Here is a 15,349-nt window from a genome sequence, read left to right on the forward strand (position 1 = left end):
GTTGACCCAGACCCAGCCGGTGCGCAGCGGCCGGCCCGGCACTCGACCTTGATCCCAAGGACCCGCTCGGGCACTCGCCCGCGCGACGGCGCGCCGCCGCCGGCGCCGTCCGCCCGCGCCTGCGCGGCGCCGGACAAGCTGCCAGGCGGCCGGATCGCCGCCAGGCAGCCGGGCATGCGCGCGCCGCGCGCCGAGGAACCCGCTCGGCCGGGTCGCGCCGCCTTCCGCCGCGCCATCGATGCGCGTAAGCTCCGGCGACGTCCGACCGAGCGCCGCCTCGGCCCTCTGCCGAGGCGCCGGTCGCCGTCATCCTATGAGAACCTCCGCGCACAACGGCCCGTCTCCCGGGCCCGCCGCCCGCGTCGACACGACGGATATCGAGGCCCTGAAGCGTGAGCTCGAGCGGCTCCGCGCCGTGGGGTCCCGGGATCGCGGGTGGCTCGACGCCGTGCTCGAGCACAGCCCGCACGGCGTCATCCTCTGCGACGCGTCCGGGAAGCTCGTCCTGCACAACAGGGCGGCGGAGCGCATCTGGGCCGGCAGCGCCTCGACCGAATCGATCAACGACTGGACGCTGTATCGCGCCTTCCACGAGGACGGCCGCCCGTACGAGGCGAAGGACTGGGCCATGGCCCGCGCGATGTCCGAACGGCAGGTCATCGAGAGCGAGGAGACCCGGATTCAGCGCTTCGACGGGACGTATGGCATGGTCCTCGGGAGCGCCGCGCCCATCATCGGACCTGGCGGCGAGCTCGAGGGCGGGATCTCGGTGTTCGCCGACATCTCGCGCCTCAAGCAGGTCGAGGCCGAGCGCGGCGAGCTCGCCGCGCAGCTCACGAAGCGGGTCGAGGAGCTCGATCGCCGCGCCCGGCTCACCCAGGCGCTGCTCGCGGTCAGCACCGCGCTGAGCGGCGCCGTGACGGTCGAGCAGGTGTCCGCCGCCGTCGTGAGCGACATCCACCGGGTGCTCGGCGCCTCGACGACGATGATGTACACGGCGGACGAGGCGGCCGGCGTCGCGGCGCTCGTCGGCCACTCGGGGCTAGAGGAGCAGCGCACGAGCCCTTATGCGAGGGTGCCCCTCGACGCCCGACTGCCGCTCTCGGACGCGCTCCGGGAGCGCCGCCCCATCTGGGTGGACACGAGGCAAAGCCTGCACGCCGCGTACCCCGAGCTCGCGGCCCTGCGGCCTGTCCGCGACGACGTGAAGGCGCTCGCCGTCCTGCCGATCGTCGCCCACGCGGCGCTGCTCGGCGGCCTCGCGTTCTCGTTCGCGAACGATCGGGCGTGGAGCCCCGAAGAGCGCGAGTTCCTGCTCAGCGTGGCGGCGCAGTGCGCGTCGGCGCTGGACAGGGCGCGCCTCCTCGAGCGGGAGCGCGAGGCCCGGGCGCGCGCGGAGATGCTCGCGGCGGAGCTCGAGCGGCAGCAGGCGACGCTCCGCCTCCTGAGCGAGGCGGGCGCCGCGCTCTCCGGCTCGCTCGACGTCGCGTCGCGGCTCACGCACCTGACCCACCTGGCGGTCCCCACCCTGGCCGACTGGTGCGCTGTCGACATGCTGAACGGCGATTCCATCGAGCGCGTGGCCGTCCACCACTGCGACCCCGCGAAGATCGAGCTCGCCGAGCGCCTCCGGGCGATGTCCCCGCCCCGGCCCGACGCCCCGGCGGGCGTGTCCGCCGTGATCCGCGCCGGTCGCTCCGAGTGGATGGCCGACATCCCGGACGCCGCCATCGAGTCCGCCGCGCTGAGCCCCGAGCACCTGCGCCTGATCCGGTCGCTCGGGCTGAGATCGTATGTCGTCGTCCCGCTCCGGGGGCGCGACCGGACCATCGGCGCGCTGACGCTGGTCCACGCGGAGTCGGGCCGCCGCTTCAGCCAGGCGGACGTCGCGCTCGCCGAGGAGCTCGGGAGCCGCGTCGCCCTGCTGATCGACAACGCGAGGCGGTTCCAGGAGGCGCAATCGCTCATCCGCGCCCTGGAGCGGACCAACGCCGAGCTCGACCAGTTCGCGTACGTGACGAGCCACGACCTGAAGGCGCCCCTCCGGGGCATCGCGAGCCTCGCCCAGTGGATCGAGGAGGACCTCTCGGACAAGCTCACCGCGGACACGCGCCATCAGATGGAGCTCCTGCGCGGGCGCGTGCGCCGCATGGAGGCCTTGATCGAGGGGATCCTGGCCTACTCCCGCGCGACGAGGTTCCGCCAGAAGCCGGAGAGCGTCGACCTCGAGAGGCTGGCGAGGGAGGTGGTCGAGCTCATCGCCCCGAGGCCGCCCGCGCGGGTGACGCTCGACGTGCCGCCGGCGACCCTGCGGACCTACAGGGTGCCCTTGCAACAGGTGCTCATGAACCTCATCACGAACGGCCTCAAGCACGCGGGCCGCGAGGACGCGGCGGTCTCCGTGTCCGCCCGGGAGCAGGGCGACAGGGTCGAGGTCTCCGTGTCCGACAACGGGCCTGGGATCGCGCCTGCGTTCCAGGAGAAGGTGTGGGGGATGTTCCAGACGCTGCAGGCGAGGGACAAGGTGGAGAGCACGGGGATCGGCCTCGCCATCGTGCGAAAGATCGTGGAGAGCCGCGGCGGGCGGGCGTGGGTCGAGTCGGACGGCAAGAGCGGCGCGACGTTCCGGTTCACGTGGCCCAGGAGGGAAGAGGCGGAGGGCGCCGCGTAGCGGTCGCGCCCGCCGAGCTGCCCGGGAGCGCGCTTCCAGCGACGGCGTCGGGGGACGAGGTGCTCAGTTCGAGGGCTTCGGCATCTGGAACACCACGGCTTCCTCTTCGGCTTCCACGTTGTTGATGTTCCAGTAGATGGACCCGCAGTCGACGGCGATCTCGAAGAAGTACGGCTGCCCGGTCGCGAGGGTGACCGTGTCCCCCATGCCGAGGTGCGCCCTCCGCACCTCGCCTTTCCCCTCGCTGTTCATGTAAACGGTCCAGTAGACGAACTCGTCGTCCACCGCGAGCGACTTGGCGACGGCCTGAGCGTCGACCGTGGTGGTGAAGGGCGGGGCGCTAGGCGCCGCGCTCGTCGCCTTGGACTGGACCGCGCCGTTGGTGTCGGTCACCCAGTGCACGACGCCGTTGGCGAGGACGAGCACGGTCGGGTTGCCGTTCGTCTCCGCGAAGACCTCGGCTGTCTCGCCGAGCGGATCCCTCGTCTTGCGCAGGATCTGGCGCGACCAGTAGTTGGACCAGTAGACGTGGGTCGCGTCGACGGCGACGCCGATCGGGTGGTCGTCGGAGGCGACCAGCTCGGCGACGGGCTGGCTGCCGTCGGCCTTGGCCCGCCAGACCGCCGGGGGCGTCTGCGTCGCCCAGTAGACGCTGTCGCCGAAGGAGGTGATCCGGCTGAAGGCCGTGACCGCCGGATCGCCGTTCTCCTGCAGGGGGACCTGCGCGATCTGGATCGGGCTGGAGCTCGGCGGCTCGATGGAGATCCCCAGCACGTCTCCGTTGCTCCAGTTGGTCCACGAGAGCTGCCCGCCCGAGTAGGTGATCCAGGCGGTATCCCCGAAGCCGAGGGTGCCCGGGAGCGTACGCGCGGCCCCGCCGTCCTTCGGGATGGCGACGATGGCCTGGTTGTTGGCCATGAGCACGAGATCCCGGGTGACCGCCATGCCCTTCGCGTTGGACCCGAGCTCCCCTGTCATCTGCGTGACGGGGCACTCCCCCGCGGCGCAGTTCGACGGGGGGCACGAGGGCGTGCCGCCGGCGCCATCGCCACCGTTGCCGCCGGTGCCATCGCCGCCGTCGCCGCCGCCCGACGTCGTCTGGGCAGAGCCTCCGTCACCAGGTCCGGTGCTCGTCGTCGTCGAGGAAGCGGAGGAAGGCCCCTCCGTGCCAGGCTCGATGCCGAAAATGAGATTGCAACCGGTGCCCGTCGCCGCGAGCGCGAGGAGGGCGCAGGGCAAAGCGATCTTGCTGTGCATGATGGAGTGTATACATCCCCGGCCACGCCCCCGGCGATCGCGGGCCACTGTCCAGGGGCGACGCTTCCGTGCGACACCCGCGCTCACGCGAGCCGGCGGAGCTGCTCCAGCCGCCGCCGCGGCTCGATGTCGCGCCGCTTGATCTTCCCGGTCCTGAGCTCCTCGTAGGGCCCGCACACCGGCCGGTAATCGCACTGCGCGCACGCCCCCTCCGCCGGCATCGGCAGGAGGGCCGCCTTGTCGATCGCGTCTCCGATGATCCCCGCCACCTGGGCGGCCGCGTCGCGCGCCCGCGCGTCCAGGTAGATCGGCACCTCCGTGAACCCGCCGGCGGAGGTGCAGTAATAGAGCCGCCCGGACTCGACCTGCGTGCCCGGAGGCATGAGCTTCTCCAGCGCGAGCGCGTAGAGGACCGGCTGGAGCGTGCCGCCGCCGCTCACGACCGCGTCGCGCGGCGCCCGCGCCTTGCCCGTCTTGTAGTCGGTCGCCCGCATCGCGCCCCACACGCTCCGCTCGACAAGGTCGATCGAGCCCCGGAGCCGGACGCCGCAGTCGAGCTCCACGGGCGCGTCCGAGCTCCCCGGATCGCGGGTGGCGAGGCGGCGCGGCAGCCCGAACGACAGCTCGAAATGGATCGGCTCCCAGTCGCGGTCCTCCGCGGCGCGCCGCAGCCACTCCCGGAGGTCGGCCCGCACCGACGCGATGCCGTCGTCCCAGACGCGCCGGATCGCCGGCGCGAGCTCGTCCGCGTAGCGCGCGGCGACGCGGTCGAGCGCCCGATCGAGCTCGGCCCGGGCCTCGTCGAGCCCTGGCAGGCCGAGCGGCAGCTTGCCCGCGTCGCGCAGGGCGACCAGCACCTCGTAGAGCACGTCGTGCACGAGCCGGCCGCGCTGGAGCGGGTCGAGCTCCTCGATCGCCTCGGGCGCCGGGCGCGGGGCGAGCCTGTGCACCGCGTAGAGGAAGAAGCGGTAAGGGCACGCGGCGAAGTGCTGGAGGGCGGTCGGCGAGAACGACCTGCGCCCGAACGCGTGCTTCGCGAGCGCCTCGCGCGCCTCCGCGATCGGCTTGAACAGCCCGTCGGCGCTCGTCCAGCCCGGGATCCAGCGCCGCGCGCGGAACCGGAGCGCCCGCGCGAGGTGGGGGTTGGCGTTGAGCAGGTAGCGCGCGGTGCCGACCGTCTGCGCCTCCGGCAGGCTGAAGAGCGTCTCGAGGAGCGCGAGGTCGTGCTCGGCCGCGTCGATGGCGTCCTCGGGCCGCGCGGGCGCGGGCCAGCCGATGCGCGCGGCGCCGCCCTGCTCGGCGCGGCGCTCGAGCTCCCCGAAGCCGGGCAGCCTGCCCTCGGCCGCACGCAGGAGCTCGAGGCCGTAGAACGAAGGCACCCGAGGCCGGGACTGATCCATGTCCACGCGCGGGTACGACACGACGAGCCGCTGGCGGGCCGCGCCGACCGCGAGCCGGAGCGCGAGGCGCTCGCGCGCCACGCGGTCGTCGCTCGTGTCGAGGCCCGAGTCGCCCCCGGCGATCGTCCGGCGGAGGGCGTCGCGGAGGATCGGGTCCTCGGTGACCTTCTGCGGGAAGATCCGCTCGGCGAGCCCGGGGACGAAGACCACGTCGAACGAGCGCCCGCGGGCGCCCTCGATGGGCGAGACGAAGAGGCGCCCGTCGCGGCGGGCGGCCGGGGGCAGCACGAGGTCGGTGAGGCGGCGCGCGAGGCAGAGGCGGATCTCGCCGAGGTCCACCGGGCCGACGTGGGCCATCGGCGCGAGCTCGGCGAGCACGGCGAGCACGCGCTCGGGCCGCCGGAGCGCGCGCGTCGCGAGGGCCGAGAGGCGGCGCTGCCACTCGCCGAAGGTCGCGCGCTCGCCCGGGCCGGGCAGCGCCGCGAGCAGCGGCAGCGCGAAGGCGCGGAGGGCCGAGAGGTCGGCGAGCGTCCGCGCGATGCGCGCGGCGTCGCGGTCCTCGGGGGCGCGGGAGAGCGAAAGCCGGAGCTCCCGCTCGAAGCCCGAGAGCCGCGCCTCCCACCGATCGAGCCCGCCGATCACCGCCGCGTCGACGAGGATGCGCTCCCAGCGCCGCGGGGCGCGCAGGGTGCCGTCGTGCACGGGCGCGTCGGGGCCCTGGGCTGTCGGATCGGGGCTCTCGACTGTCGGATCCGGGGTTTGGGCTGTCGGATCGGGATTTGGGTTTGTCCGATCGGCGTTCGGGGTTGTCGGATCGGTGTTTGGGGCTGTCGGATCGGGGCTCTGGACTGTCCGACCGGGGTTTGGGTTTGTCCGATCGGGGCTCGGGGCTGTCCGATCGGGGTTTGGGTTTGTCCGATCGGGGTTGGGGGCTGTCCGATTGGGGTTCTGGGCGGCCGGACTGAAGCTTTTCCCTGGCGGATCGAACCCGAGATCTTCCCCCGCCATGTCGTCGTCCGGAGGCGCCTCGTCGAAGCCGCCGCGCAGGAGCTCGGGGAAGAGGTCGTCGTCCGGCGGCACCCAGCGGTCGGCCTCGGGCGGGGCCGGCGGCGGCTCGCCCGCGGGCGTCGCGTCGGGGACCTGCCCGAGCGAGAGGTACTCCGCGAAGCGCGACGCCGACAGGTGCTCGGCGGCGCATGCGAGCAGCGCGAGCAGCGCGCGGCCCGCCGGGTCGGGCTGCACCGAGCCCTGCGCGAAGTGCGCAGGGATCCCGGCCCGGCGCAGCGCCTCGACGAGGTGCGCGCGGTACTGCTCGGGCGCGCGCAGGAGGATCGCCATCCGCTCGAACGGCACGCCGCGGGCGGCCTCGCGCAGCGCGATGCGCGCGAGCTCCACGCACTCCCGGCTCTCGCCGGGCGCGGAGAGGATCTCGACCTCGTCGCCGAGCCCGGGGGCCTCGTCGGTCAGCGGGTCGAACAGGTGCTCCTGCAGGCGCGCGAGCGAGGTGCTGGGCGCGACCGGCGGCGGCTCGTCGCCCGCGCCGTCGTCGGCGCCGTCGTCCACGCCATTGCCCGCGCCGGCGCCGTCGTGCGCGGCGGAGACCGCGGTCAGCGAGACCCGCCGCGGCGGCGATCGGAGCGCCGCCTGCAGGTGGCGCAGCGACGCGGCGTCGCCGGCCGGAACGGTGGCGAGCGCGTCCGGCGAGCGCGCGGCGACGGCCTCGAGGAGCTCGCGCTCCAGCGCGAACCGCACGGGCAGGTCGAGAAGGAGCATCGGCAGCCCGAGCAGCGGGTGGCGCGAGCGGGGGTCGCCGTCGTCCGCGGCCCGGGCGCGCTCGGCCGCGAGGCGCAGGACGATCGCGCGATCGGCGAGCCCCGCGTCGTCCAGGGTGGCGTCGAACGCGTGGGCGATGCGGTCGAGATCGGCCGGCGCGAGCGCGTCCGGCGCGACGCCGGAGAGCCGCGCCTCGTCGAGCGTCCGCGCGACGGCGCGCGGCAACCCGGGTCGATCCGCGACGCGGGCGAAGCGGCCGAGCAGCCCGTCCTGCGCGAGCCCGTCGAGGGTGCGCGCGCAGAGGGCCTCGATGGCGAGCGGGCTGGCCGGGACGAGGCCGCGCTCGGCGAGCGCCGGCATCGCGAGCGCGGCGGCGAGGCGCCCCAGGGTCAGCCGGTGCCAGCCGAAGGTGGCGCGGCGGCCGCGGATCGACGCGCGGGCGAGCTCGCTCACGGCCTCGACCGAGGCGCCGACGAGGAGCACGCGCTCGGCGGGGCGCCGGCGGCGCAGCCAGCCCACGGCCCGATCGAGGCGAGCGGCGGCGCTGGGGGAGGTGATGACGGCGTGGGACACGGGGTGGCTCGGGAGGCGGCGGAGGCCGATGGAGATTCGGTGGACGGCCCCGAAAGGGGTAAGGGGGACTAGCAGCTGGGCAGTCTGCGGCCGGCTGCCATCGCTCAGCTCAGCTCCGGGAGCACATCGGCGATCGATGCCGCGACGATGGCCCGTTCATGCCACCGTTCCAGGATCTCAGGATCCTTCTCGGCCAGGATGCGCTCACGCGCGGCGTCCGGCACGGCGATGCCGCGGACCCGGAGCGCGGTCAGCACGGCACGCGCTGCCTCCTCGGCGCGCCCCTGGGCGCGCCCCTCATCACGACCTTCCTTCCGCTCCTCGGCGCGGAGCTTCTGCTCGTACTCCTTGAACCACGCCCGGATCTCTGCGCTCACATCGTCCTCCTCGTCGGTCGTCGGCTCCTGGATTCCGTGCCGGAAGTGTACCAGCAGCGGCGTGGCGACGCTCTTCTCCCAGGTATCGTCTGGCAGTGCCGCCAGATCCGTCAGCGCCTCGCGCAAGCGGCGGCCCGAGCCGAGCAGCCGCAGCAGCAGCGTTGTACGCGTCCGGGGCAGCTCCGCGAGCACCACCACGCGCATCACCAGGCCCGGTACGGCGTGGTAGACGCCGGCTTGCACCGGCTCGCACCGGTAGGCGTCGAGCACCGTTTCAGGACGCCCCGGGCTGATGACGACCAGCGCAGGGAAGGCGACCGCCGGTTGCGGTGGCGTGTCCGTGTCCTCGTCCGGCGCGACGGAGCGCGCTGCAGAGCGGGCGCGGCGCTCGAGCTCGTGATGCCATGTGAGCTGCTTGCGCAGGCAGTGCCGGACCTGACGCAGGCTCGGCGTGCCGTGGAACGGTTCGAACAGGCTCGGCTCCGCCGAGAGCTCGCCGAGCAGTCCCATGGCGGCGCGTTCGGACTCCCGCGCGGGATCAGGCACGCTGTAGACATCGATCTTCTGTGTCGCCGCCAGCACCTCGACCTCGGTCTCGGCCGCTGAGACGAGGCTCAGCCCGTCCCGCAACAAGCTCTTGGTGAACTGGTCGGAGCGGTTGTGCATTTGCGCGCGACTCTAATTCATCAGCGCGGCATGTCCAGCCTTGTTCGGCACGAACCGGAGGGCCGCGACTTACGCTGCGAAAGTAGAGCTGTGCACGTAATGCGGCAGGAAAGAACATGCACTTACCGGTAGGGAGAGCCAGTCGTGTGCAAATCGTTGTCGGTCGCGTGAGACTCCCGCTCGGCTGGGCGGGATGAGCACGACGCCCGGCTCAGGGCCTTCCAGGCCAATACCTGACGACCACGTGACAGTCGTCGACCTGCCACCCCTTGGTGGCATCCCAGCGCAGCTTGAACACCTCCCCGCTGGCGTCGAACTCGTCATCGTATTCGCCCGCGTCGAGCTGCAGCAGCTCCGCGTCCGGGCCTGCGCGGCGGAAGGCCACCACCTGGAGCCGGGCGCTGTCGCCGGGCGAGTAGCGGAGCGAGGCCTCCGAGAACGCCCCGAGCTCCGTTAACGGCACTCCCACCTTGGTGCAGCCTCTCTTCGTGAACGGCTGCAGCTCCCCTAACTCCGGAAAGCCAGCGACGCGGACGGACGGCCTGAGAAACCATCCGAGCGCGAAGGAAACGACGGCGACACCGAGGACCAGGAGGTAGCGCAGCTTCGCGGCTTTGACAGAGGTAAACACGTCTTGTCCCGATGGGCTCAGGGCGTCTTTCTCGATGGGATCAACCCCACCATGGCCCCGGAACGAGGCTCGATGGGGCGTCAGCGGCGGCGGGGGGTGAAGCGGACGAACAGCCCTTCCGGCTTCATCGTGAACCCGAGGAGCTCCTTCACGGGCCGCGCCGGGTCGACCAGCGATACATCGAAGTCGCGCGCGACCATGGCGCCCACCATGGCGCTCTCGACCATCGAGAGCGCGCGCCCGGGGCAGACCCGCGGGCCGCTGCCGAAGGCGAGGGCGGCGCGCGGGTCGTGCTTGCCGGCGCCCGCCGGCCGCGGGGTCAGCCAGCGCTCGGGCACGAACGAGGCCGCGTCGTGGAAGTGCTCCTCCTTCAGGGCGATCTGCCGCGTCAGCAGGATCATCCGCGTCCCCGCCGCGAGCCGCAGCGGGCCGACCACCGTGTCCGCGCAGGCTTCCATGAACAGGATCGGCGCCGCGGACTTCAGGCGCAGCGTCTCCTGCGCCACCGCCCCGAGATAGCGCAGCCGCTGCGCGTGCTCTGGGCCCTCGGGCAGGTCCGCGTCGCCGAGCTCGGCGTCGACCTCGGCCCGCATCCGTGCTTGTACGTCCGGGCGCAGGGCCATGAAGTGGAGCATCCAGGCCATCGTGTCGGCCGTCGTGTCCTCCCCGGCGAGCAGCAGCGTGAGCACGTTGCCGAGCACCTCCTGCTCCGACAGCCGCGCCTTCGGGTCGTCGGCGTCGCGCGCCACGAGCAATGCCTCCAGCAGCGAGCGAGGCGCCGCGGCCCGCGCCGGATCCCTGTCGAGCTCCGCGCGCGTCGTCCGGAGGATGCCCAGCATCCGCGTGCGCACCTCCGAGAGCGCCTGATCGAGGGCCCGATCGGCGGGCAGCTTGACGTGCCGCCAGTACGGGAATGGCGCGAAGACGCGGCGGTTGAGCGCCGCGAAGACCGTCTCGAGCTGGTGCGACAGGGGGTCGGTGCCGCGCTCGATGAGGTTCATGTCGAGGCCGAACGCCACCGCGGTGGTGACATCCACCGTGTAACGGGCGAGGTCTCGCCGCGCGTCGACCGGCGCCCCCCGCGCGGCCGAGGCGCGCCATCGCTCCCGGAGCCGGCGGGTGATCGTGGAGAGCGTGCCGTGGCTCTCGCGCAGCTGTCCGGCGGTGAACGCGCTCATCACGAGCCGCCGCTGCCGCGTCCACTGGTCGCCCTCGGCCGAGAAGACGCCGCCGAAGCCCATCTCGTCGATGAGCTCCTGCAGCGGGCTCCAGCGGCGGAACTCCTTCGGCCTCTCGCGCAGGATGCGCTGGACGAGCTCGGCGCTGCCGACGACGACGACCGGCGTGCGGCCGAGCCAGAAGGTGTAGAGATCGCCATACCTGCGGTTCCAGCCCTCGAGCGTGAGGTGGAACTGGGTCGGCCGGATCTCGAGGAGGTTGCCGAGCAGCGGCAGCCTCCGGGGTCCCGGGAGCGTCGATAGATCGCGCATGCCCGCTGAAGGGGCGACTTCTGCTCTGGCGGTCTCCATGGTCTCCTCTCAGAGAGCGAAAGCGGTCAGCGCCGGCGCCGCCGCGGTCGAGGTGTAACGTAGCTCGTCCTGGCGTGTGCGTGGGCGCTCGCCGGCGCGCCGCCTTCGTCACGCGCCGGCATCGCGAGCACGGCGGCGAGGCGCCCCTGGGCGAGCGGGCGCGTGACGAAGGCGGCACGCCGGCCGCGGATCGACGAGCGGGGGAGCTTGGTGGCGGCCGCTGCCCCGCCCCCGGTCCTCCGCTATCGTGGCATCGGAGAGCGCGCGAGGGCCGCGACCGCGGCGCCATGCCCTCTCCGGAGCGGAGCGAACGTCCGCGCCGTCCCTCCTGCCGTGCTCGCCCCGACGAGATCCCCCCGCTCGCGCGCCATTCCAGGACTCCCCGCCGCGCCCCGCGGCCGACTCGCGCGCTCGCCGAGCATGGCGCTGGCACTGCGCTTGTTATGCCCCCCGCGCGCCCGCGGGTCCGAGCGGCGCCGAACCGCGGGCGCCTCCGCAATCCGCCGCTCTGGACACCATTTCTGGACGGAAAGGTTGCAGTATGAAGAATGCCATCCCGATCGCGATCCTGTGCCTCGGAGGGCTCGGCTGCGCGGACGCACCTCCCGCGGGCGACGGCGAGCAGCCATTGCTCACGTCCCGGCAGCGCATCGTTGGAGGCGCTGTGGACACGACGCACGCCTATGTCGTGGGCGTGGGCAATCGGAACCGGGCGTACTGCAGCGGGACCGTCATCTCGCGGCGCACCGTGATCACCGCGGGACACTGCCACGGCGCGCTCACGCGCGTCTTCTTCGGCCCGACCCTCGGGCGGCGGTCGGAGAGCGTGCGGATCGAGACGTCGCGGAGGCACCCCGCCTTCGATCCCGCAAGCCTCCAGAACGACCTCACCCTCCTCGAGCTGGAGAGCGACGCGCCCGTGCAGCCCGCGCCCCTCCTGCGCGAATCGATGGAGAATACCACCTGGTACGTCGGGCCGGACTACACCTTTGTCGGTTACGGTGTCTCCGACGGCGTCGCGGGGACGGGGTTCGGCATGCGCCGCGCCGTGACGTTCCCTATCGTGGCCGTCGGCCCCGCCCAGGTCGGCGGGACGCCGGGGACGATCGACGCGACCCAGTTCTATTACCAGGTCCCCGACATGAACACGTGCGCCGGCGACTCCGGAGGTCCGGCGTTCCTCGTGCGCGGGGGCGTCGAGCGCCACGCCGGCGTGACCTCGTTCGGCGACGACCCCTGCACGCTGGACGGGGTGCAGGCGCGCACCGATCTCGACCAGATATATCAGTTCATCCAGCCGACGATCGACGAGTTCGAGGCGGACAACCCGTGCCGCGCGGACGGCCTCTGCGAGGCGGCGTGTGACGTCGGGCCCGAGATCGTCGACCCCGATTGCGCCGATCTCCACTGCGGCCAAGATGGGGTGTGCGCCCTCGCCTGCGCGTTCCCGGCCGACCCGGACTGCGCGCTCCGCGCCGGCGTGCAGGTGCGATGACGGGACAGGTGAGGGCCAGCGAGCGCCGGCCGCGCGCCGCGCCGCGAGGCGGAGCTCAGGGCGTGTCGGCCGGGTCCGCCGGGTCGCTGCCGGCGCTCCGCTCGTCGCCGTCGAGGAAGCCGTCCTCGTCGCGATCGAGGCCGATGCGGTAGCCGGAGCCCGGCGGCGTGCACGTGTAGGTCAGGGGTCGCCCCGTCGCGAGGGCGATCTGGCGGAGCACCGCGTCCGGGATCGGCGGCAGCGCCATCCGGTCGGCGACGAACTGCCCTGCTCCGGTGTGAAGGAAGCCGATCTCCTGCAAGGTCAGGTGGCTCTTCGCCACGAGATCACACTCGCCGGCGTCCGCCCTGGCGATCAGGAGATCGACGCGCGGATCGGCGGCGGCCTGGTTGCCGGGCGTGAGCGTGACCTGCTGGCCGACGATCGGGGCGACGTTCGAGTCGAAGGCGAGCAGGAACGACTCGAGCTGCCGGCGGACCGCGTCGCCCGCCGGCGAGTCCGGCAGGCCGTTCGGGTTGTCCGGGAACGTGCCGAACTGGTTGGTGAAGCCGGTGAACGGCGAGAAGCCCATCCCGCGGAAGAACCGGAACAGCGTGTCGAAGCTGCCGTCGTGCAGGAAGCCGAACCCCCGCACCTGGTCGCCCTTGGGATCGTTGTCGCCGGGCAGGATGCCGAACAGCGGGGCGGCCATCCCGAACATCCCGACCTTCTGGTACATGTTGCGCAGGTGCGGCGTCTTGATGAGCTGCGGCTGGAAGTCGAACGTCATGTTGCCGTTCGCTCCGAAGAATCCCGGCTTGTCGACGCCGGGATTGCCCTCCGGATCGAGGACGTGACAGCCATTGCAGATGGCGGTGCCGTCCAGGTTGCCGCTCACGAAGGTGTCGCGCCCGGCCTGCTGATCCGGCGTGAGCGAGTTGTCCAGGCGGCGGATCGGGTTGGGCGGATAGGTCACCTGCAGGATGAAGTCCGCGAACGCCTCCATGGAGGCGGCCGGGATCGGGCCGCTCCGGCCGAGGAGGTCGGTGAAGCCGGCCTGGAACTTCATGAACGCGGCGCGCTCGTCGAACGAGCCGCTGTCCGGCTGCGCGGTGGGCGCGTCGTTGCCGCCGGTGCGATCGCCGCGCCAGTGCATGGGGCCGTGGTTGGCCATGCCGCGCAGGCTCTGGGTCGTGGTCGGGCCCTTCATCGGGTGGAACTCCTGGGGCATCGGCTGCTGCGTGAAGAGGTTGAGCAGCGGGCCGACGAAGGGGCCCGGGTTGGTCGTGACCGGCTCGTCCGGATTGCCGAGATCCCACCCGAGGCTGTCGAAGTCGCCGAAGATATGGCAGCTCGCGCACGAGGAGTCGCCGTGCGCCGAGCTCGTGCGCGCGTCGTAGAGGAAGCTCCGCCCGAGCGCGACGCTCGGCGGCTCGGGGCTGTACATCGCGACGTGCGCTGTCTCGGCCCGGGTCGCGGTGTCGACGATCGAGATGGAGTTGTCGAAGCGGGTCAGCACGAACAGCTGGCCTCGCGCCTCGTCGAGCGCGAGCCCCGACGGGCCGCCGCCGCTCACCTCGATGTGGTCGGAAGCGTCGGGCACGAACGTGTCGCTCTCGAGCGCGGCCGTGCCGAGAACGCCGACCTTGCTCGACCCGAGCGCGGCCACGTAGAGCGTCGCGCCGTCGCTGGTGACGGCCATGTCGACCGGCTGGGCCAGGCTCGCCTCGCTCTCGGCGTTCGGCGTGGGGGCGCAGCAGGCCGAGTAATCGATGTGTTTGTTGAGGTGCCGCGGCGCGACGCGCGGGGGGGCGTTGCCGGGGCGGAGCACCGTGATCCGGCTCTCGTGGAGGTGGCCCCGCAGGCTCTGCCCCGCGAAGACGCCGGGGCCCTCGAACCGTTGCTCGTTCCGCGCGTCGGTGTTGGAGACGTAGACCTTCCCGTTCACCGGGTTGACGACCATGTTGAAGAGGATCGTCCCGACGCCGGTGAAATGGCCCGAGGGCCCGGCGATCGGCCGCGGGGGGTTCGCCATGGCGTTGATGGCGAACACGTCCTTGTCGGGCAGCGAGAGCCGCACCGTGTCGTCCCAGGTGCGGCCGAGCTCGTCGACCCAGTGCGCGCCGTCGAACTTCACGATGAGGCTGACCTCGGGCGCCAGGTCGCCGAACGCGTTGGTCATCGGGCCCGGCGAGCCGCCGTTCGCCGCGCCGCCGTCGGGCACGAGCAGCTCGGTGACGACGGTGCTCCGGTTGCCCGAGTGGAAGCCGGCGGCGTAGACGCGCGCGCCGTCGGGCGTGGCGGCGAGCGCGCGCGGCGTGTCGGTGAAGAGGGTGAGGATCACGAGCGGCTCGCCGCCGAGCGACGAGCCCAGGTGGTTCGCGTCGAACACCCAGACGTCGGCCCGGCCCACGCCCGGCGTGGTGAGCTCGGGATCGTTCGGGTTGTTCTGGCCGCGGTGCGCCGCCGTGATGAACGCGCGGCGCCGCCCGGGGCCCGCAAATACGATGTCTCTCGGCTCATCGCCCACGAGCAGCGTGCGCTCGACGCGGCCGCCGTATCCGCCAGGGGACAGCGCGACGACGCTGACGCTGTCGGACAGGTGGTTCACGACCCACACCTCGGTGTCGCTCCGCGCCGCCACGGCGACCGGATCCAGCCCGACCGGTATCGAGCTCCGGTGGACCAGCGCGCCGTGATGGACGCGGAAGACCTCGAGGCGGCCATCCGGCGTGTTGAGCGCAAAGAGCAGGTTTCCGCTGGGAGAGAGCGCGAGCGGGCGCACCTGCCCGCTCTCGAAGAGCGTGGTTGACGGCTCGGCCAGGGCGGGGGCGCTGGCCGCGAGGACAAGAGACGACGCCGCGGCGGACAAAAGGCCGCCAGCGACCCTTCGCAGGGCGAACGATGACTTCATATGACCTCCTCGAGAAAGCGACTTCAGGCGATCGGGGATCGAGTGATCATTCAACAACTAACACGGACACGCTCTTTGGGGATC

8 protein-coding genes are annotated in these 15,349 nt (G+C 72.6%); 2 read left to right on the forward strand and 6 right to left on the reverse strand.

Going from position 1 to position 15,349, the window contains the following annotated elements; translation table 11 throughout:
* Window positions 1-313: 313 nt before the first annotated feature.
* The gene (locus WME73_RS01115; RefSeq protein ID WP_437914475.1) at window positions 314-2,671 is read left to right on the forward strand and encodes an ATP-binding protein; all 2,358 of its coding nucleotides are present in this window, start codon (window positions 314-316) and stop codon (window positions 2,669-2,671) included.
* A gap of 63 nt (window positions 2,672-2,734) precedes the next feature.
* On the opposite strand, the gene WME73_RS01120 is transcribed toward WME73_RS01115, so the two are convergent.
* The 5 genes from WME73_RS01120 to WME73_RS01140 form a co-directional block, all read right to left on the reverse strand.
* On the reverse strand, window positions 2,735-3,928 hold the full coding sequence (locus tag WME73_RS01120) for an ABC transporter permease (protein WP_437914476.1): 1,194 nt from the start codon (window positions 3,926-3,928) through the stop codon (window positions 2,735-2,737).
* Window positions 3,929-4,011: 83 nt separating this feature from the next.
* Window positions 4,012-7,674 (reverse strand): PD-(D/E)XK nuclease family protein, encoded by a 3,663-nt coding sequence (locus WME73_RS01125; protein WP_437914477.1) that lies wholly within the window; start codon window positions 7,672-7,674, stop codon window positions 4,012-4,014.
* 104 nt (window positions 7,675-7,778) lie between these two features.
* Entirely contained in the window at window positions 7,779-8,717 is a 939-nt protein-coding gene (locus tag WME73_RS01130; RefSeq protein ID WP_437914478.1) for a hypothetical protein, read from the reverse strand.
* 211 nt (window positions 8,718-8,928) lie between these two features.
* Window positions 8,929-9,186 (reverse strand): hypothetical protein, encoded by a 258-nt coding sequence (locus tag WME73_RS01135; protein WP_437859991.1) that lies wholly within the window; start codon window positions 9,184-9,186, stop codon window positions 8,929-8,931.
* Between the two features lie 242 nt (window positions 9,187-9,428).
* Window positions 9,429-10,877, reverse strand: a complete 1,449-nt coding sequence (locus WME73_RS01140) for a cytochrome P450 (protein ID WP_437914479.1) — start codon at window positions 10,875-10,877, stop codon at window positions 9,429-9,431.
* A 541-nt stretch (window positions 10,878-11,418) separates the two neighbouring features.
* Here WME73_RS01140 and WME73_RS01145 point away from each other — a divergent pair.
* Entirely contained in the window at window positions 11,419-12,372 is a 954-nt protein-coding gene (locus WME73_RS01145) for a S1 family peptidase (protein WP_437743697.1), read from the forward strand.
* A 55-nt stretch (window positions 12,373-12,427) separates the two neighbouring features.
* On the opposite strand, the gene WME73_RS01150 is transcribed toward WME73_RS01145, so the two are convergent.
* Complete coding sequence (locus WME73_RS01150; RefSeq protein ID WP_437914480.1) at window positions 12,428-15,265, reverse strand: hypothetical protein; 2,838 nt, start codon at window positions 15,263-15,265, stop codon at window positions 12,428-12,430.
* Between the last annotated feature and the right edge of the window lie 84 nt (window positions 15,266-15,349).

Origin of the sequence: Sorangium sp. So ce302 (genome assembly GCF_051530145.1) — a bacterium.
GTDB classification, from domain to species: Bacteria; Myxococcota_A; Polyangia; order Polyangiales; family Polyangiaceae; genus Sorangium; species Sorangium cellulosum_B.

Excerpts from the sequence above, each read along its gene's own strand:
- WME73_RS01140 (WP_437914479.1), bottom strand. The coding sequence starts at position 10,877 with ATGGAGACCGCCAGAGCAGAAGTCGCCCCTTCAGCGGGCATGCGCGAT.
- WME73_RS01145 (WP_437743697.1), top strand. The coding sequence starts at position 11,419 with ATGAAGAATGCCATCCCGATCGCGATCCTGTGCCTCGGAGGGCTCGGC.
- WME73_RS01150 (WP_437914480.1), bottom strand. The coding sequence starts at position 15,265 with ATGAAGTCATCGTTCGCCCTGCGAAGGGTCGCTGGCGGCCTTTTGTCC.
- WME73_RS01130 (WP_437914478.1), bottom strand. The coding sequence starts at position 8,717 with ATGCACAACCGCTCCGACCAGTTCACCAAGAGCTTGTTGCGGGACGGG.
- WME73_RS01115 (WP_437914475.1), top strand. The coding sequence starts at position 314 with ATGAGAACCTCCGCGCACAACGGCCCGTCTCCCGGGCCCGCCGCCCGC.
- WME73_RS01120 (WP_437914476.1), bottom strand. The coding sequence starts at position 3,928 with ATGCACAGCAAGATCGCTTTGCCCTGCGCCCTCCTCGCGCTCGCGGCG.